Annotated in this window: 20 protein-coding genes; 12 read left to right on the top strand and 8 right to left on the bottom strand. The window is 40.8% G+C overall.

The features are described from left to right. Positions 1 to 81 precede the first annotated feature (81 nt). The 5 genes from serA to metK all read right to left on the bottom strand — a co-directional run bounded on the left by serA (position 82) and on the right by metK (position 4,478). A complete protein-coding gene (serA, locus tag B1F84_RS11560) occupies positions 82 to 1,311 on the bottom strand; it encodes a phosphoglycerate dehydrogenase (RefSeq protein WP_055013065.1) in 1,230 nt (409 codons plus the stop codon). 9 nt (positions 1,312 to 1,320) lie between these two features. After that, complete coding sequence (gene rpiA, locus B1F84_RS11555) at positions 1,321 to 1,974, bottom strand: ribose-5-phosphate isomerase RpiA (protein ID WP_131691491.1); 654 nt, start codon at positions 1,972 to 1,974, stop codon at positions 1,321 to 1,323. Between the two features lie 52 nt (positions 1,975 to 2,026). Continuing rightward, complete coding sequence (locus B1F84_RS11550; protein WP_131691490.1) at positions 2,027 to 2,623, bottom strand: 5-formyltetrahydrofolate cyclo-ligase; 597 nt, start codon at positions 2,621 to 2,623, stop codon at positions 2,027 to 2,029. Positions 2,624 to 2,641: 18 nt separating this feature from the next. Further along, the gene (locus tag B1F84_RS11545) at positions 2,642 to 3,187 is read right to left on the bottom strand and encodes a hypothetical protein (protein WP_131691489.1); all 546 of its coding nucleotides are present in this window, start codon (positions 3,185 to 3,187) and stop codon (positions 2,642 to 2,644) included. A 139-nt stretch (positions 3,188 to 3,326) separates the two neighbouring features. Further along, positions 3,327 to 4,478 (bottom strand): methionine adenosyltransferase, encoded by a 1,152-nt coding sequence (metK, locus tag B1F84_RS11540; protein WP_008110316.1) that lies wholly within the window; start codon positions 4,476 to 4,478, stop codon positions 3,327 to 3,329. A gap of 265 nt (positions 4,479 to 4,743) precedes the next feature. On the opposite strand from metK, the gene tkt reads away from it, so the two are divergent. The 10 genes from tkt (at position 4,744) to B1F84_RS11490 (ending at position 14,903) form a co-directional block, all read left to right on the top strand. After that, on the top strand, positions 4,744 to 6,735 hold the full coding sequence (gene tkt / locus B1F84_RS11535) for a transketolase (protein WP_131691488.1): 1,992 nt from the start codon (positions 4,744 to 4,746) through the stop codon (positions 6,733 to 6,735). Positions 6,736 to 7,139: 404 nt separating this feature from the next. After that, positions 7,140 to 8,330, top strand: a complete 1,191-nt coding sequence (locus tag B1F84_RS11530) for a hypothetical protein (protein ID WP_131691487.1) — start codon at positions 7,140 to 7,142, stop codon at positions 8,328 to 8,330. Beyond that, positions 8,327 to 9,133: a hypothetical protein gene (locus B1F84_RS11525; protein ID WP_131691486.1), complete on the top strand. Its 807-nt coding sequence runs from the start codon at positions 8,327 to 8,329 to the stop codon at positions 9,131 to 9,133. Before B1F84_RS11530 ends, B1F84_RS11525 begins: the two co-directional genes overlap by 4 nt. After that, complete coding sequence (locus B1F84_RS11520) at positions 9,126 to 9,932, top strand: hypothetical protein (RefSeq protein ID WP_131691485.1); 807 nt, start codon at positions 9,126 to 9,128, stop codon at positions 9,930 to 9,932. Before B1F84_RS11525 ends, B1F84_RS11520 begins: the two co-directional genes overlap by 8 nt. A gap of 216 nt (positions 9,933 to 10,148) precedes the next feature. Further along, on the top strand, positions 10,149 to 10,730 hold the full coding sequence (locus B1F84_RS11515) for a hypothetical protein (protein WP_240701999.1): 582 nt from the start codon (positions 10,149 to 10,151) through the stop codon (positions 10,728 to 10,730). Further along, positions 10,723 to 11,529 (top strand): hypothetical protein, encoded by an 807-nt coding sequence (locus B1F84_RS11510; RefSeq protein ID WP_131691484.1) that lies wholly within the window; start codon positions 10,723 to 10,725, stop codon positions 11,527 to 11,529. The genes B1F84_RS11515 and B1F84_RS11510 overlap by 8 nt, the downstream gene beginning before the upstream one ends. A 315-nt stretch (positions 11,530 to 11,844) precedes the next feature. After that, complete coding sequence (locus tag B1F84_RS11505; protein ID WP_010387728.1) at positions 11,845 to 12,159, top strand: pyrimidine/purine nucleoside phosphorylase; 315 nt, start codon at positions 11,845 to 11,847, stop codon at positions 12,157 to 12,159. Between the two features lie 190 nt (positions 12,160 to 12,349). Continuing rightward, positions 12,350 to 12,706, top strand: a complete 357-nt coding sequence (raiA, locus tag B1F84_RS11500; protein WP_008110321.1) for a ribosome-associated translation inhibitor RaiA — start codon at positions 12,350 to 12,352, stop codon at positions 12,704 to 12,706. Between the two features lie 142 nt (positions 12,707 to 12,848). Further along, positions 12,849 to 14,081, top strand: a complete 1,233-nt coding sequence (locus tag B1F84_RS11495) for a divalent metal cation transporter (RefSeq protein WP_131691483.1) — start codon at positions 12,849 to 12,851, stop codon at positions 14,079 to 14,081. A gap of 243 nt (positions 14,082 to 14,324) precedes the next feature. Next, positions 14,325 to 14,903: a hypothetical protein gene (locus tag B1F84_RS11490; RefSeq protein WP_131691482.1), complete on the top strand. Its 579-nt coding sequence runs from the start codon at positions 14,325 to 14,327 to the stop codon at positions 14,901 to 14,903. Positions 14,904 to 15,162: 259 nt separating this feature from the next. Here the strand turns inward: B1F84_RS11490 and B1F84_RS11485 are convergent, their stop codons facing one another. Genes B1F84_RS11485 through B1F84_RS11475 form a run of 3 tightly spaced genes read right to left on the bottom strand, consistent with a single transcriptional unit; the run spans position 15,163 to position 17,479 of the window. After that, complete coding sequence (locus B1F84_RS11485; protein ID WP_131691481.1) at positions 15,163 to 16,350, bottom strand: VWA domain-containing protein; 1,188 nt, start codon at positions 16,348 to 16,350, stop codon at positions 15,163 to 15,165. 1 nt (position 16,351) lies between these two features. Then, positions 16,352 to 17,200, bottom strand: coding sequence for a MoxR family ATPase (locus B1F84_RS11480; RefSeq protein WP_008464234.1), 849 nt, complete (start codon positions 17,198 to 17,200; stop codon positions 16,352 to 16,354). A gap of 54 nt (positions 17,201 to 17,254) precedes the next feature. After that, positions 17,255 to 17,479, bottom strand: a complete 225-nt coding sequence (locus B1F84_RS11475; protein ID WP_008110327.1) for a DUF1653 domain-containing protein — start codon at positions 17,477 to 17,479, stop codon at positions 17,255 to 17,257. A 61-nt stretch (positions 17,480 to 17,540) separates the two neighbouring features. On the opposite strand from B1F84_RS11475, the gene B1F84_RS11470 reads away from it, so the two are divergent. Continuing rightward, the gene (locus B1F84_RS11470) at positions 17,541 to 18,020 is read left to right on the top strand and encodes a DUF2947 domain-containing protein (protein ID WP_008464232.1); all 480 of its coding nucleotides are present in this window, start codon (positions 17,541 to 17,543) and stop codon (positions 18,018 to 18,020) included. Positions 18,021 to 18,095: 75 nt separating this feature from the next. After that, the gene (locus B1F84_RS11465) at positions 18,096 to 18,728 is read left to right on the top strand and encodes a hypothetical protein (RefSeq protein ID WP_008464230.1); all 633 of its coding nucleotides are present in this window, start codon (positions 18,096 to 18,098) and stop codon (positions 18,726 to 18,728) included. Positions 18,729 to 18,754 lie beyond the last annotated feature (26 nt).

The raw sequence follows: 18,754 nt of genomic DNA, 5'->3' as shown, positions 1-18,754 counted from the left end.
TTCCAGTTTAATGTAAAAAGCCGTACTCGATTATTCAAGTACGGCTTTTATTATTTTAGCTGATAGCTGATAGCTGATTACTTAGTGAAGAATACGGGCTCTAATTGTGCCTTCAACAGCACTGAGTTCTTTTAGTGCTACTTCAGATTGAACGGTATCTACGTCAATAACCACGTAACCAATTGCTTCATCCGTTTGTAAGTACTGTGCGGCAATATTAATACCATGCTGAGCAAACGCTTGGTTAATTTGCGTTAACACGCCAGGGCGGTTGTGGTGCACGTGTAACAAGCGGCTGCGGTTGGCAAGTTCTGGCAGTGATACTTCAGGGAAGTTAACGGCAGTAATGGTTGAGCCATTATCTGAGTACTTAGCAAGCTTACCTGCTACTTCAATACCAATGTTTTCCTGTGCTTCTTGAGTTGAGCCCCCAATGTGCGGTGTTAAAATAACGTTGTCGAATTCACGCAGTGGCGAGATAAACTCTTCATCATTCGATTTAGGTTCAACTGGGAATACATCAATGGCTGCACCACTAAGCTTCTTCTCTGTTAGCGCTTCTGCTAGGGCGTCTATATCAACCACAGTACCGCGAGAAGCATTGATTAAAATAGACCCTTGCTTCATCACGGCAAGCTCTGCTGTACCAATTAGGTTTTTAGTTTGCGGAGTTTCTGGAACATGTAAGCTAATAATATCAGCACGTTGCAACAGCTGCGTTAAGTTATGTACTTGTGTAGCATTACCTAAAGACAGTTTGTCTTCAATGTCGTAATACTCCACGTTCATACCAATATTTTCAGCCATAATGCCCAACTGAGTACCAATGTGGCCGTAACCAATAATACCTAAGGTTTTACCGCGCGCTTCAAACGAGCCGTTGGCTGTTTTTAACCAACCGCCGCGGTGGGCAGCAGCATTACGCTGAGGAATTCCACGTAATAACAGCAGTATTTCACCAAGTACAAGCTCAGCTACAGAGCGGGTATTTGAAAACGGGGCATTAAATACCGCAATACCGCGCTCACGTGCTGCGTTTAAATCAACTTGGTTTGTACCAATACAAAAGCAACCTACAGCGACTAGCTTTTCAGCTGCGTTTAATACAGATTCGTTAATATGAGTACGAGATCGAAGCCCTACAAAGTGCACATCTTTAATACGCTCTATAAGTTCGTCCTCTGGCAACGATGTTTTAACGTAGTCGATATTGCTATAACCGTTACGTTTTAGCGTTTCAACAGCGCTTTGGTGAACACCTTCAAGCAAGAGAATTTTAATTTTGTCTTTTGCTAACGATACCTTACTCATAACCATATCCTATTTAATTTGTGGCCCATTTTTAGTGCCGATAATCACTTTATCAGCACCGCGCTCTGCAAATAGGCCGTTGGTAACTACGCCAACAATTTGATTTATTTGTGTTTCAAGCTGTTTAGCATGGGTAATTTTTAAATTATGTACATCTAAAATAACGTTGCCGTTATCGGTTACTACACCTTGGCGATAAACTGGGTCACCACCTAGTTTTAATAATTCACGGGCAACGTAGCTACGTGCCATCGGAATAACTTCAACCGGAAGAGGGAAGTCTCCTAAGGTTTCGACTAGTTTTGTATCATCAACAATGCACACAAACTGTTTTGCTACTGCTGCGACTATTTTTTCACGGGTAAGCGCCGCGCCGCCGCCTTTAATCATTTCGTTTAGGGCGTTAATTTCATCTGCGCCATCTACGTATACGTCGAGTGCCGCTACATCGTTAAGCTCAAGCACTTCTATGCCAAGCTCTTTTAAGCGTGCTGTAGATGCTTCTGAACTTGATACTGCACCAACGATGGTGTCTTTAACTGTGCCTAGGGCATCAATAAAGTGATTAACGGTTGAGCCTGTGCCTACACCTACTATGGTGTTTTCTTTTACAAACTCGAGTGCAGCCCACGCAGCTGCTTTTTTTAATTCATCTTGTGTCATTGTTGTCTGCTCATTGGTGTCAAAATAGGCTGTTAGTTTACAAGATTAGTTGTTACCAACAGTAGGTTTTATCGGGTGTTATGATCGTTTTCAGTGGAACATCCCACGATTCAATCGGTAACTCATCGACTTGTTGGCACGCATGTGCGAGGCCAATAAGTTGCGGTTGTTGCCAATGTTGTTCGTATAAACGTGCCAATGTTCTATCGTAAAACCCACCTCCCATTCCAAGGCGATTACCAAATTTATCAAATGCTACTAATGGCATTAAAACGTAATCTAACTCAGGTAATGGGCATATTTGAGAGCAGTTCAGCTTAGGCTCCAAGATACCATAGCGATTTGCTCTCATGGGTGAGTTTTTTTCATAGCGTTGAAATAGTAAATTAGCCCCATTGAATGGATGAATTACGGGCAGGTAAACAGCGTGTTCAATGTTCCATAATTCATTAATTAACAATGAGGTATCTAATTCGCCATCATTGCTCAAATAAAGCGCAATATGGCTTTTTTTGGCCGAGTTCATGCTTTTTAAATGTTGAATAAAATTCACTTTAAGCGATTCGGCGGCTAATTGTTGCTGGTTTTTTGATAGGTTATTACGTGCTTTACGAATATCGTGTCTTATTTGTGCGCGATTATTACTCATTAAATAACTAAACCATGATTAAAAAGAGAATAAATTAGGAAATAATAAGTTCACAGCAAGCACAATAAGTAATATTACGGCTGTAGAAATCAGCGAATATAAAACAAGGTTACTGCGTTTTTTGGGCGTAGTAGAGAGTGGCTCATCAAGCATTAAATCGTCATCTTCCCATACTTCATTTTTTTCATCAGGCAGTGATAATTCAACCTCAGGGAGGCGTTGCTCAATATCTTCTAGTTTTTCTTCAAGGCGAATTAGGCTACTGGTAATGTAATCTAGAGCGTCAAATAGGCGCTGATCTCGCTGGCTGTCGTAAGCTGTTTGAGACGCCGTTTGTGTAGCCGCAGTTTGCTGAAGTTTACTTTTAATCCCAAGCGTTGAAAGTAACTTGGCTTGCTTGAGTGCTTTATCTTTAGGGCATGGGGCAAATAACGGTTTGCCATTAAAAAATGCAGCCACCTTCTCTGGCGAGGTTTTCAGCTTTTCTGTCAGTGCAGTGGTTACTGCCTGGCTGTCTGCGCCTTCTGCAAGTCCTACAAATATAACACGAAAATTGTCGGCCATTTTTTATCCCTAATACGCTTTATTGTATAAGCAGAGTATATACCTAAAATGTTAAACAGTTCGAGACTGTTTTACGACTAACTTAGTGCACATAGCAAAACGGCCCTAAAAAGGGCCGTTTAAATATTAGCTAAGTGGCTTATAGGCCAGCTGCTGCGCGAAGTGCGTCTGCTTTATCTGTGCGTTCCCATGGGAATTCGTCACGACCAAAGTGGCCATAAGCCGCTGTTGGAAGGTAAATAGGGCGCTCAAGGTCAAGCATTTGAATTAGGCCGTAAGGGCGTAAGTCAAAGTGTTCACGAATAAGTTCGATTAAACGCGCTTCTTCTAATTTACCAGTACCAAATGTTTCAACACTGATAGAAGTAGGCTCTGCAACGCCGATAGCGTAAGACACCTGAAGTTCACATTTATCAGCAAGACCTGCAGCAACAATGTTTTTAGCAACATAACGTGCAGCATAAGCCGCTGAACGGTCAACTTTTGATGGATCTTTACCAGAGAAAGCACCACCACCGTGACGAGCCATACCACCGTAAGTATCTACAATGATTTTACGACCAGTTAAACCACAGTCACCCATAGGGCCACCAATAACAAAACGACCTGTTGGGTTAATGAAAAACTTAGTTGCGCTAGTAATAAGCTCAGCAGGAAGTACTGGTTTAATAATTGTTTCCATTACCGCTTCTACTAAGTCATTTTGCGATACATCTTCGCTGTGCTGAGTAGAAAGTACAACGGCATCAATACCTACTGGCTTGCCATTTTCGTATGCAAATGTAACTTGTGATTTTGCATCTGGACGTAACCAGTTAAGCTCGCCGCTTTTACGAACCTCAGCTTGGCGTTGTACTAAACGGTGAGAATAAGTAATTGGAGCAGGCATTAATACTTCAGTTTCGTTACATGCGTAACCAAACATTAAGCCTTGGTCGCCAGCGCCTTGTTCTTCAGGGCTTGTACGATCGACACCTTGGTTGATGTCTGGAGACTGTTTACCAATCGTGTTTAAAATTGCACACGAATCGGCATCAAAGCCCATATCTGAGTGTGTGTAACCAATTTCACGTACTGTTTTACGTGTAATTTCTTCGATATCAACCCATGCGCTAGTAGTGATTTCACCACCAACCATAACCATACCGGTTTTAACGTAAGTTTCACACGCTACACGGGCATGAGAGTCTTGCTCTAGGATAGCATCAAGTACCGCATCAGAAATTTGATCGGCGATTTTATCCGGATGACCTTCAGAAACAGATTCAGAAGTAAATAAATGTTTTGCCATTGTAATTATGCTCACAAATATTGCGCTTCACAAACGTCGGTATTAGCGCTAAAAAATTAAGGCGCGTATTTTATCTAAAACAAGCGAACTTGCATAGTTTTTTTACGCCTAGACGTCTAAATAAAATATATAATAGTAAATGGTTCTTAAAAAATATTCATAATGTCCTATTTTTATGGGTTTTTAATTGCACACAGCCCCTACAATAAGTAAGAATGGAGGTATATAAATACCCGCGCAAATACATATAAAGGTAGGAGAATTCATGCCATCTCGCAAAGAACTTGCAAATGCTATTCGCGTCTTGTCAATGGACGCAGTACAAAAGGCCAAATCTGGTCACCCTGGAGCCCCTATGGGCATGGCTGATATCGCAGAAGTATTATGGCGCGATTATCTAAAACATAACCCAACAAATCCAGAGTGGGCTGACCGAGATCGATTTATACTCTCAAATGGTCACGGTTCAATGCTAATTTATTCTCTATTGCATTTAAGTGGTTATGATTTACCACTGGACGAAATTAAAAACTTCCGCCAAATGCACTCTAAAACGCCAGGCCACCCAGAATATGGATATGCGCCAGGAATCGAGACTACTACGGGTCCATTGGGTCAAGGGATCACAAATGCCGTAGGTATGGCAATTGCTGAAAAAGCATTAGCCGCTCAATTTAACCGTGAAGGCCATGACATTGTTGATCACCACACTTACGCATTTATGGGTGATGGTTGTTTAATGGAAGGTATTTCTCATGAAGCCTGTTCGCTTGCTGGTACATTAGGCCTAGGTAAGTTAGTGGCATTTTGGGATGACAACGGCATTTCAATTGACGGTGAAGTTGAAGGCTGGTTTAGCGATGACACACCAGCACGTTTTAAAGCATACGGCTGGCATGTAATTAGCGACGTTGATGGCCACGACAGCGATGCTGTAAGTGCTGCAATTAGCGAGGCAAAAAGCGTGACCGACAAACCAACGCTAATTTGTTGTAAAACAGTAATTGGTTATGGCTCACCTAATAAATCAGGTAGCCACGATTGTCACGGTGCACCACTAGGTGATGACGAAATTAAAGCATCTCGCGAGTTCTTAGGTTGGACGGGTGATGCATTTGAAATCCCTGCTGACATTTACGCACAGTGGGATAACAAAGAAAAAGGCCAACAGCTTGAAGCAAGCTGGGATGAAAAATTTGCCGCATATGAAAAAGCATTCCCAGAGCTAGCTGCAGAATACAAACGCCGTACACATTCAGAATTACCAGCTGACTGGGCTGAAAAATCACAAGCGTACATTGAAGAGCTACAAGCAAACCCTGCAAACCCTGCATCACGTAAAGCGTCGCAAAATGCATTAAACGCGTTTGGCCCGTTACTACCTGAGTTTATGGGTGGCTCTGCCGATTTAGCGGGTTCAAACTTAACTATTTGGGATGGTTCTAAAGGCTTAACGGCAGACGATGCAAGTGGTAACTACATTTACTACGGTGTACGTGAGTTTGGTATGTCGGCAATTATGAACGGTATTGCACTTCATAAAGGCTTTATTCCTTACGGTGCAACGTTCTTAATGTTTATGGAATACGCACGCAACGCGGTTCGTATGGCTGCATTAATGAAGCAACCAAGCATTTTTGTATACACGCACGATTCAATTGGTTTAGGTGAAGATGGTCCAACTCACCAACCAGTAGAGCAAATTGCCAGCATGCGTTTAACGCCTAACTTATACAACTGGCGCCCATGTGACCAAGTTGAGTCGGCAATTGCATGGCAACAAGCTATTGAACGTAAAGACGGTCCTACATCATTAATCTTTACGCGCCAAGGCTTAGAGCAACAAGCACGTGATGCACAGCAATTAAGCGACGTTAAAAAGGGTGGTTACATCCTAAGTTGTGACGGCAACCCAGAGCTTATTTTGATTGCTACCGGCTCTGAAGTACAACTAGCGCAAGACTCTGCGAAAGAGCTACGTGCGCAGGGTAAAAAAGTACGTGTTGTATCTATGCCGTGTACTGATGCGTTTGAAGATCAATCGCCTGAGTACAAAGAAAGCGTATTACCAGCAAGCGTTTCACGCCGCGTAGCGATTGAAGCGGGTATTGCTGATTACTGGTACAAGTACGTCGGCCTAAATGGTGCTGTAGTCGGTATGACTACTTTTGGTGAATCAGCTCCAGCTAACGAGCTATTTGAATTCTTCGGCTTCACCGTAGAAAACATCGTTAACAAAGCAAACGCATTGTTTTAAGCAACTGCTTTAACATTTAAAAGCCCGCGCTGTGTAAACAGGGCGGGCTTTTTTGTAGGCTGGGTAGGGCACCGCAGCCAAACCTAATGGAGAGAACTTGTGCCATCAACTTTCAGTTTAACTCACAGGTAAACTTATAATGGGGGGGAGGTTTTAGCACTAGTTATTTATAAAAAGTTGTAGTGAAGGTCGTGTTTTAGGCGGTGTTAAAACAATCAAAGCTGTTACCATAAATGATGATTGGCTATGACTTCAAAGACGTTTAGAGCTGATTCATTAGCTTTAAACATATACTAAGGCTGGTAAACGTCCAAATAAAGGTAATTACAGCATAAAATTATTTTTGCTCTAAAAATTAGTTTGCAGTATCATTTCGGGCACAGACTCATTTACAAGGAAGAAATATGTCTTGGTCAAAACTCAATAAAACTATCAATGCCCATTCTGTAATCCCTCTTGACGCCCTAAGTTGTCGTGATTTTGGTGTTAATCTCCCCGTTAATTTTCCATTTAATAAAGTTAAATTTACTTGCCAAGCTCTCGCTATGCTATCGCAGCTCAATGACTATGATTTAAAAATGGTCAGTGCCGATATCATTCAAATATGCGCGAACCCTAATGCCACAAACTCAATTAAGCATAGCCGTAACCCGCTGCGCCGTTTGTGGCGAACAAAGTACCCGTTCCGTAATTACCATTTTTTGATAGAATACTCACTTAAAAATAATTTTATCAATTTGGAAGATATACTTTTCGACAGGCAATTACAGGGATCTAAAGATAATTTTGCTGCAGAGCGTACGATGCTTTATGAAGTCCAAAGGCTTAGTAATCACACCTATGAAAAAGCAATAAGCAAAGAAGAAATAAGAGAAATACAAGGAGCATGGAAAGCTGATCCTATTCCGGTTACGCGAGTCAATACACAGCACGCAGCAGTCAATGGTATGCAAAATGAGCTTACCAAAGCTACATGGTTAATGGGTACTCATCTTGATAGAGCCTATGAGGGAGACGGCATAAAAGCTTATACCTTGTTTCATAACCCCACAGATCGAGCAAAGCTCGATTTAGTGGAGTGCGTATTTGATAAGCGCTTAGGTACAAAATCCCATAATGCCCAGCATTTAGCGGCCGTGCTGGCACAAAATAATCAGCAAGGAAAGCAGGTGAAATGGCTGGCGCACAGCCAAGGGGCAATCATTTTTTGCGCCGCGCTAGAACATTATCGCATTCACTATGGTAAGCCACTTACAGGTCAGCAACTCGCGGTGCATGGCTCAGGCTCAAATGTCGAACGTTTAAAGCGCATTGCCCAAAGTACGGGGCTAAAAATTATTGCTGTGCGTAATAACCCTTATGATTTAGTGCCTAATCTAGCGGGGCGTAATGACTTATCATCAAGCAGTCTTGTCCGTTCGATGAAATTTAAAGGCTTAGTTACAGGTGATGATGCTTGTGCAAGCCCACACACTTTGCCATTTTTAGGCCTAATCACCTATGCAGACCAACTGCAAATGCTGGGCTATAACGATAAGGCCGATATAGTAAGAAAGTTTATTAAAACTCTACCGCCTACGGATGCGCGATTATGATCAAATTAACCAAAGCTTTTTACCGTGGTTTTGTAGGAGGCCCTAATTTTGAAAATTGCACCCACCACCGTCTTATTCTAGAAGACAAGCTGATAACACTCGATGTGCCTGATAGCAACGTCTCAGCAGTGCCGTCTACCATTGATGTCTCGTTTCCTTATAATTCAACCAGCTGGTTTAACCAACATAAAAAAAACTATTTACACCATGAATACGTGCATATGCTCACTGAAAACTGGATGTATTTGCCTCCAGTAAGTTATTTACTAAGCAGTGAGTATGGCATGTTTAGTTGCCAACTAAGAATTAAGCAAACTAATAAAATCAATGTTCTTGATACTATGCAATTAAGACGCTTTGTAATTGATGAGTATGATAATTATCATTGGGGGTCAGATGGTTATAACACTAAGCTTCAAAATGATACTAAGCTAGAGTCGAATATAAGAGCAAACCCATGGGAAGGCGAAGCACTGAAAAAGGAAATTTTAGGGCGCGTTGAATCTTATGGTTATCCGCCACTGCCGGCAGCTAAAGGAGTAATTATTAATGATCGCCAATGGGTGTTTTATCAAATAAAAAAAAGTAATAAGCGTTCTCGTCAAGACTTTTATTGTTTACCATTAAGTGAGCATGCATTTTTAGAGGTTGAATTTAATCATCGTGTTGACCGCTCAGATAAGCATAAAAAATGGGCTAAGCATGCACTTGAATCACAGCAGCAAATCATGGAATCAATTAAACTCAGTGAGTTACCCCCCGATCACGATAATTTAATTACTGATAATTCTAAGAATGATTAATTTAGCCAAGGCTTTTTACCGTGGTTTTATTGGCGGGCCTAGTTTTGAAAATTGCATTCACCATCGGCTTATTTTAGAAGATAAACTACTCACTCTCGATGTGCCGGATAGCAATGTCGCAGCTGTACCGTCTACTATTGATATCTCATTTCCGTATAATTCAACCAGCTGGTTCAATCAGCATAAGGAAGATTATTTATATCATGAATACGTGCATATGCTCACTGAAAACTGGATGTATTTGCCACCAGTTAGTTATTTGCCCAGTAGTGAGTATGGCATGCTCAGTTGTCAGTTACGGATTAAACAAATCAATAAAATCAATGTGCTCGATATCAGCCAATTAAAACATTTTGTAATTGATGAGTACGATGACTTTCATTGGGGACCTGATGGCAGAAATACCGAAATTAAAAAAGATACTACATTAGAATCAAGTAAAATGGCCGTCCCTTTTGAGCCTGATGAGTTAGAGGAAGAAATTTTAGGACGTATTGAGACTCGAGGATATCCACCACTACCAGCGGCCAAAGAAGTTATACTTAATAATCGCCAGTGGGTGTTTTACCAAGTAAAAAGAAATAATAGCCTCTCTCGCCACGATTTTTATTGTTTACCATTAAGTGAGCATGCTTTTTTAGAAGTAAAGTTTAACCATCGTGTTGACCGCTCTGATAAGCATAAAAAATGGGCTAAGCATGCACTTGAATCACAGCAGCGAATTATGGAATCAATTAAACTCAGTGATTTACCCCCCGATCACGATAATTTAATTACAGATAATTTTAAGAATGATTAATTTAGCTAAGGCGTTTTATCGTGGTTTTGTAGGAGGCCCTAGTTTCGACAACTGTATTCATCATCGCCTCATTTTAGAAGAGAAGCTATTAACACTCGATGTGCCGGATAGCAATGTCGCAGCTGTACCATCTACCATTGATGTGTCGTTTCCCTATAATTCAACCCGCTGGTTTAACCAACATAAAAAAACTATTTACACCATGAATACGTGCATATGCTCACTGAAAACTGGATGTATTTGCCACCAGTTAGTTATTTGCCCAGTAGTGAGTATGGCATGCTCAGTTGCCAACTAAGGATTAAACAAACCAATAAAATCAATGTGCTTGATATCAGCCAATTAAAACATTTTGTAATTGATGAGTACGATGACTTTCATTGGGCCCCAGATGGAAAAAACACTAGAATTAAAAATAGTACTACCTTAGAGTCGAGTAAAAGAGCAAACCCTTGGCAGGGGGAAGCTTTAGAAGAAGAAATTTTAGGTCGTATTGAAGTTTATGGTCAGCCGCCATTGCCTGCGGCTAAAGAGGTAATTATTAATAATTACCAGTGGGTGTTTTACCAAGAGTGCAGAGGTAATGTTCTTTCTCGCCACGACTTTTATTGTTTGCCATTATGTGAGCATGCTTTTTTAGAGGTAAAGTTTAATCATCGTGTTGACCGCTCAGATAAGCATAAAAAATGGGCTAAGCATGCACTTGAATCACAGCAGCGAATTATGGAATCAATTAAACTCAGTGATTTACCCCCCGATCACGATAATTTAATTACTGATAATTCTAAGAATGATTAATTTAGCTAAGGCGTTTTATCGTGGTTTTATTGGCGGGCCTAGTTTTGAAAATTGCATCCACCATCGTCTTATTCTAGAAGATAAGCTACTCACTCTCGATGTGCCGGATAGCAATGTCGCAGCTGTACCATCTACCATTGATGTGTCGTTTCCCTATAATTCAACCAGCTGGTTTAACCAACATAAAAAAAACTATTTACACCATGAATACGTGCATATGCTCACTGAAAACTGGATGTATTTGCCACCAGTTAGTTATTTGCCCAGTAGTGAGTATGGCATGCTCAGTTGCCAATTACGGATTAAACAAACCTCAGAAATAAATGCACAAGACAAAAACCAATTAAAGCGCTTTGTTATTGAATTATATGATATATTTCATTGGGCGGCTGATGGGAAAAATACAGAGATAACTGAAAAAATCAAATTACAAAAGAGTAAAAGCTCAGTAAAGTGGACTGAAGCTGAAATTAAGGAAGAGATTGAAGAATACATTAAGCTACATGGTTATCCACCACTAGCGGCGGCCAAGGAAGTTATATTTAATAATCGCCAGTGGGTGTTTTACCAAGTAAAAAGAAATAATAACCTCTCTCGCCAAGATTTTTATTGTTTACCATTAAGTGAGCATGCATTTTTAGAGGTTGAATTTAATCATCGTGTTGACCGCTCTGATAAGCATAAAAAATGGGCTAAGCATGCACTTGAATCACAGCAGCGAATTATGGAATCAATTAAACTCAGTGATTTACCTCCCGATCACGATAATTTACTTACTGATAATTCTAAGAATGATTAACGTAATCGAAGCGTTTTTATGGCTTTTAAAAGTTTAAAAGCCCGCGCTGTGTAAAACAGAGCGGGCTTTTTTATGAGTTGTACTTTTATCACCTCTCTAAAGCGCAGCGTCTCATCGCCCTCTTTATGCATAAATTACTAAAAGATCTGTTCGAAACTCGCAGCCCGTTGCTCGAAGCATATCTCTCTATAAAGTCGTTCATTTTTAATCTTTTGGCTTCTAAATGAGTAATTTTCACAGCACTTAACTTGCAAGGTTTTTGTGTATCAGGCACTGTGGAGGTAACAAAATTATAAATTAATAACAGGAGTTAACATGCCAAAGTTCGATAACGTTAGTGTGGTTAAAAAAGCCAATGTATATTTTGATGGCAAAGTATCAAGCCGAACTGTGCTTTTAGGAAATGGTGAAGCGAAAACCTTGGGTTTTATGCAACCCGGTGAATTTGAGTTTAATACTAACCAAAAAGAGTGTATGGAGTTGTTAGCAGGGCAGTGGGATGTGTTATTACCAGGTGAAAGCGAGTGGAAAACATTTAATGCGGGTGAGTCATTTAATGTTGATGCTAATGTCAGCTTCCATGTAAAAGTAAGTGATTTTGCTGATTATTGCTGTTCATACACAGATTAATTACATGAATGGTTAAATTATCAGCACCTCTGAAAGGCCGCTATCACGCGGCTTTTTGCATACTTAATGCTAAATGAATGATCTAAATCAGGTGGGGTAATAAATAATTGCTAAATTTAGCTATTTTCTCTTGTGTTAATTCGTTTAGCCCCCAATACTAACTGTGAGGTAACATAAAAAAGGATACCCTATGAAAATTAATCTTTCTGGTCACCATGTTGACGTTACTGATTCTATTAAAGAACACATTAACGAAAAGTTTTCTAAAATTGAGAGTCATTTTCCATCATTGATAGCGCTCGACATTATACTTTCAAAAGAGCATCACAAGTTCCAAGCAGAAATTAGTACAAATTATGAAGGTGCGCGAATATCAGTTAAAGGGGAAAACGAGGTTATGTACCCAGCCATTTCCAGCGCAGCTAAAAAACTCGATGCCGCACTAAAGCATCGTAAAGGGCAAATAAAAGCGAACTTACATGAAAAGCCTGTAAGTACCACACCTGAAATAGCACACGAAATCATCCAAGAGATGGATTTAAATTAATAACTAACAATGTGTTATTTTTAAAAAGAGCCTAAGGGCTCTTTTTTATTGCCTGTAAATTAGGTAAGTTATGCACTCACACAGTTTATTAATGATAAAAATTAATAATAAAAGCACATAACACACCAAATTTGAGAAGTTAATGCAGTACACACAAAACACATGGAAGTCTCGGTTAGGGGCGCTCGGCCCAGGTATTTTAATGGCCACCGCTGCCATTGGTGGCTCACACTTAGTTGCATCGACTCAAGCTGGTGCATTATTTGGTTGGCAGCTATTTTGGCTTATTGTGGTGGTTAACGTTTTAAAGTACCCGTTTTTTCGCTTTGGTATGGAATACACACTCGCCACCAAAAATAGTTTAGTCGAAGGGTATAAAAACCAAGGGCCTGGCTATTTTTACAGTTTTATTGCCCTTAATATTATTGCCGCGGTGGTAAATACCGCTGGCGTATTGTTGCTTACGGCGAGCTTATTACACTACGCATTACCTATTAGCATTCCTGTTACCTTGTTGTGTTGGTTAATATTGGCTGTGTGTTTAATTATATTATTACTAGGGCACTTTAAAGCGCTCGATAACGTTGCAAAAGCTATTATGGGGCTACTTACTATTGCAACCATAACCGCATTAGTTATTGCTATAAATAACGGCCCTGTAGCCCCTGTAAACTATGTTGGCCCCTCACCGTATGAACTTGCCATGTTAGGCTTTATGGTTGCCTTAATGGGCTGGATGCCAGCGCCTATTGAAATATCGGCACTGAGCTCGTTGTGGCTTAAAGAAAAACAAACTCAGCAAAGTGTGACTAAAAGCCAAGGCTTATTCGACTTTAATGTAGGTTATTGGTTAACCGCCGGGCTTGCGCTGGTATTTTTTAGTTTAGGTGCGTTAGTGCAATATGGGCAAAGCAGTAATATAGAGCTTGGCGGTGTAGCCTTTGCTAAACAGCTGATTGATATGTATGCACTTACTATTGGCGAGTGGGCAAGGCCTTTGGTATCTGCCATCGCGTTTTTGTGTATGTTTGGCACCACACTCACCGTGCTTGACGGTTACGCCCGCACACTTAACGAATCGCATAAACTTCTTGGTTTTAAGCAATCAAAACACAGCTTAAATACGTGGCTTATACTGCAAGCATTGGCCGGTATGGCGGTTATTTTATTTTTTAAATCAGCCCTTGGCCCTATGCTTACCTTTGCCATGACACTTGCTTTTGTAACCACACCGGTTTTTGCATGGCTTAACTTCAGCCTAGTGCGCTCAGAGCCCGCGATTAAACACAGTCTACTTTTGCGTAGCTTAACGTGGTTAGGTTTAGTGTACTTGGTTGGTTTTGCTGTAGCGTTTGTGGTGTGGAAGTTGATGTGATTTTATATTCGAGGTTCGAGGTTCGAGGTGAAAGGTACAAACCAAACGATCTCTGCATAGATGTCGACTGTTGTAGACCCCGATAGGCTTCAGCGAGCGAAGATAAGACGGTCAAAAATTATGATGTTTATCCTAATTAGTTAAAATATGAGTTAGATAGGGCTGAGTGAATGTACGATAACAATCCAATTGAGTTTATACACCGCTTATTTGGTATTCCTTACTCAGGAAGACGATACTAAAATGGCAAGTTCGGCTAATCAACTCTCACCTACCAACCCTAAAAAGGGGTGGTTTTCTATAGGCGTTTTATGTTTAATCATTACTCTCTATGCCTACAGCTTTAAATTAGAAATTAGCACATTAAGTCTTATTGCTGAAAATGTAATTTCGTTAAAAATTAAACCTGTAGTAATTCCTTTGATAGTTATGATGCCCGCTTTTTTTGTACTCATCTACGGAATTTATCAAAGAATACATGGTGATATATCAGCGAAATCGATGCGAAGGGGGCTATTTGTTATTATAGGATGCTTCCCTCTATTTCTGATTACCTGGTGGATTTACAGCTGGCAACTTAGTGATAAGCTTGAAAGTGAAGGCTATTCCATTTGTTACTGGTATTCAGGAGCTTCACTAGGGGCTCCAAAAATTTGGCTTTCAGACCCAAGTTACTGCATTGAAGACGGTTATTTAGTAAGGATTGAATTACTTGAATGGCTAAAGCAGCAGCGGTTAAGTGGAAAAAAACCATCCATTGAAGTCTTCGAGAAGCAATTAGAATTCATGCTCAGTGAATACCATCAAAAATATGGTGTATGAACTACTTAAAATACATTAACTAAGTTCTTTTATCGCTTTACTTACCCCATCTTAACTAAGTGGGTACATGCGGTTGTTCATTAACGCGGTGCGTCGGATTGTTTCTGGTGCATCCATCATTTTGTCGGATGGCGTAGCTTCGCCACTTATCCGACCTACATCAAAAGGTAGGTTGGTTAAGCCGAAGGCGCCACCCAAAAAAGTTATAGGTTCACGCCCGAAGCTCTGCTGCTGGCGCTGAGCTGTCGTAAATTAATATTTAACTCAGCTCTTTTATAGCGCTACTTATCCCATCTAAACTCAGTGGGTACATGCGGTTGTTCATCAGCTGCTTTATAAAATCAATTGATTGGTAGTATGGCCAGTGTTCAACCGGTTGTGGGTTGAGCCACGCGACTTTATCAAAGTGATTAGTGATTCGGTTTAACCATGCACTGCCGGGTTCTTCATTCCAATGCTCTACTGAGCCGCCAGGGTAGGCAATTTCATATGGGCCCATAGTGGCATCACCGACAAATATAACTTTGTAGTCGCTGGTAAACTTGTTGATCAGCGTCATGGTGTCAATAACGTTTGAGTGGCGGCGTTGGTTATCTTGCCACACGTGTTCGTATAAACAGTTATGAAAGTAGTAAAACTCTAAATGTTTAAATTCGCTGTGGGCGGCGCTAAATAATTCTTCGCAGGTATGAATGTAGTCGTCCATTGAACCGCCAATATCAAACAGCATCAATACTTTTACGGCGTTGTGGCGCTCGGGTGCCATTTTTACATCGAGCATGCCGCCTTGTTTGGCGGTCGCGCGTATGGTTTCGTTTAAATCAAGGGTGTCACTTGCGCCAGTACGAGCAAATTTGCGTAGTTTTTTAAGTGCCAGCTTTATGGTACGAGAGCCAATTTCACGGTCGGAATCTAAGTTTTTGTATTCGCGCTTATCCCACACTTTTACTGCTTGGCGATTACGGTTGCCGTCTTGACCAATACGCACACCCTCAGGGTTATAGCCGTATGCACCAAAAGGCGAGGTGCCGCCTGTACCTACCCACTTATTGCCACCAGCATGGCGTTTTTGCTGTTCTTCTAAACGCTCTTTTAGGGTTTTCATTAGCTCGTCGAGCCCGCCCATGGCTTTTAGTTGGGCTTTTTCTTCATCGCTTAGGTGCTTTTCAAACTCTTTACGCAACCAATCTTCAGGTAAGTTGTGTTGTTGTTTTAAGCTCTCGAGTAGGTCTAAGTCGGCAATACCGCTAAAGTAATCGCTAAAGGCTTTATCGAATCGATCAAAGTGCGTTTCGTCTTTTACCATAATAGTGCGCGCTAAATGATAAAACGCGTCTACATCAGCAAATATAACGCCTTGTTTTAAAGCGTTTATTAAATCGAGTAGTTCGCGCAGGCTCACGGGTAAGCGGTATTTGCGTAGCGTGAAAAAAAACTGTACCAACATGTTAGCGACGGCTCATAAACGCAAGTTTTTCGATTAGGCTTATGTCTTGCTCGTTTTTAAGCAGCGCGCCAAACATCGGCATTAAACCGCCTTTTTGCGCTTTGTCGTGCAGGGTTTTTGCGTCTATGTCTTCAGCCATTAATAGTTTTAACCAATCCAGCAATTCGCTGGTTGATGGCTTCTTTTTAAGGCCGTTGGCTTCGCGTAAGTTAAAAAATACTTCTAGCGCTTGGCGAACTAAATCTTGTTTAACATGCGGGTAGTGCACATCAATAATTTGCTGCATTTCGTCGCTATTTGGAAAATCAATATAATGGAAAAAACAGCGACGTAAAAACGCATCAGGCAGCTCTTTTTCATTGTTTGATGTGATGATCACAATAGGGCGCTCTTTAGCCACAATGCGCTCACCGGTTTCGTATACATGAAATTCCATTTTATCGAGTTCGAGCAGTAAATCGTTTGGAAACTCAATATCGGCTTTGTCTATTTCATCAATAAGCAGTACTGGGCGTTTGCCGTTTAATTCAGCGTACATGAAGGCTTGCCACAGCTTACCTTTAACTATGTAGTTGCTAATATTGTGAACGCGCTCATCACCTAGCTGGCTGTCGCGCAAACGCGATACCGCATCGTACTCGTACAAACCTTGCTGCGCTTTAGTGGTTGATTTTATATGCCACTGAATAAGCTCAGTATCTAAACTTTTCGCTAACTCTTCGGCCAGCATGGTTTTACCTGTGCCAGGCTCGCCTTTAATTAAAAGCGGTTTTTGCAGCATAATAGCGGCGTTTACTGCCTGTTTTAATGCTGAGCTTGCGATGTAATTATCAGTAGAATTAAATTGCACGGGTTATCCTTTATCTGGTCTGAGCAGTAATTATTATGCGTTATAATGCCATAGTTAATCGGCTTCACCAAGGTAGGCAAAACGGGCGATAGTTTTACCGTCTTTTTCTACGGTTTCAGTAAACATACTTAGTGGGCGTGCCCATATGCCGTATTCACCGTATAAGGCTTGGTAAATAACCAACTGCTCGTTGGTTTCGCTGTGGGTCGCCACATGCATAACTTTATATTGTGGGCCTTTGTAGTGTTGATATAAACCCAGTTTTAGTGCTGTAGTCATAGTCTGTTATCTTGTATAATTTGCCTTCGCTTTTTATTATGCCAAAGAATACAGCAATACTATGAATTATATTTCTCTTGATGATTACAAAAAAGCCTGGGTATTTCGCCATAAAGATATTCCGGTTTCAGATATTGATGCAGCCAATATTAAACCTATGACCAGCGAGCGTGCCGCCGTACTGTGGACAACCATGGTGAGTCGCGAACATGATCATCCAGACTTTTTTGATAAAACCGATTGGTGCGCGCAAGAGCAAAACTTTAGCCAAGAAATTAATTGGGAAGATGCGTGGGAAAGCGAAGAACCCCAATTTCCAGATGCTATTTTGAACCACTTAGATTGGCAGGCTAATACCACAGTATATTTTTGCATGGCACGCGACAATATTATTGAAACGACATTTGATGTGTTTAAACGTAACTGGCAAAACTTTATGTTTTTGGCTGATGGCAGCTTATTAATAGGTAAAAAGCGCAGCACTATGGTGCAATTTTTAGAATCAGGTATTGCAAAATTAGGTGAAAAGCCAAGCGCTTAAATTACTACAAGTGCTTAAAAACTGTGCGTTACTGTGTTATAAAACAGTATTAAAATGTTTTTTTGAGTACAGCGATTGGTTGCTAAAAATAAGCAGTTTAACACAAGCCAGCAAGTTGAAATGTGGCAAACTGATGCACAAAAAGTGCTTTACGCACAATTATGCAATGCTTTTTATCAGCGTGAAGTTCAGCGCTTAGTGGCTGAACCTAATGGTGACCGTTTACGCAGGCAATTAAAAAGCCTGCCTTATTATATTGAACGTGCCGCAACACGTGTAGCGAATGCACCATTGCCTTTTACGCTTGATGCGCAAAATGGAGGCTGGCTTGAAAAACAAAAACCTACACCGCCAGAGGCTAATCCTGCAGCGAATGAACTTTTTTATCAAGCGCATGCCAAAGTAGGGCTAATAATTCCGGTATTATTACAAAGTCACGGTCAAATTCGGGTTAGAATAGATAGCATTGATCAAGTAGCTGATACGCAACTGCATTGTAATGAACTTGGCTGGTTTGATTTTTTAGGCCAAGGACTTGAGCAACAAAGTGCGCAATTGCTTAAACCTAGTAAAACGAGCCTTGCAGCGGCGTGTTGTGGCCACCAGTGGCAGTTTTCAAAGCGTAGCACGCCACGGGTTTTGTCACTACGGGAAATGTTACTAGCTGCCAATATTAATTGGCGCAATGTTAAGCGGCCGCTAGCATAAGTAGATAATTAAAAATTAAAATAAGG

Source organism: Pseudoalteromonas sp. DL-6 (genome assembly GCF_004328665.1).
Taxonomy (GTDB): domain Bacteria; phylum Pseudomonadota; class Gammaproteobacteria; order Enterobacterales; family Alteromonadaceae; genus Pseudoalteromonas.
The sequence above is the reverse complement of the archived record's forward strand: the minus strand, read 5'-3'. Positions and strand labels throughout refer to the sequence as shown.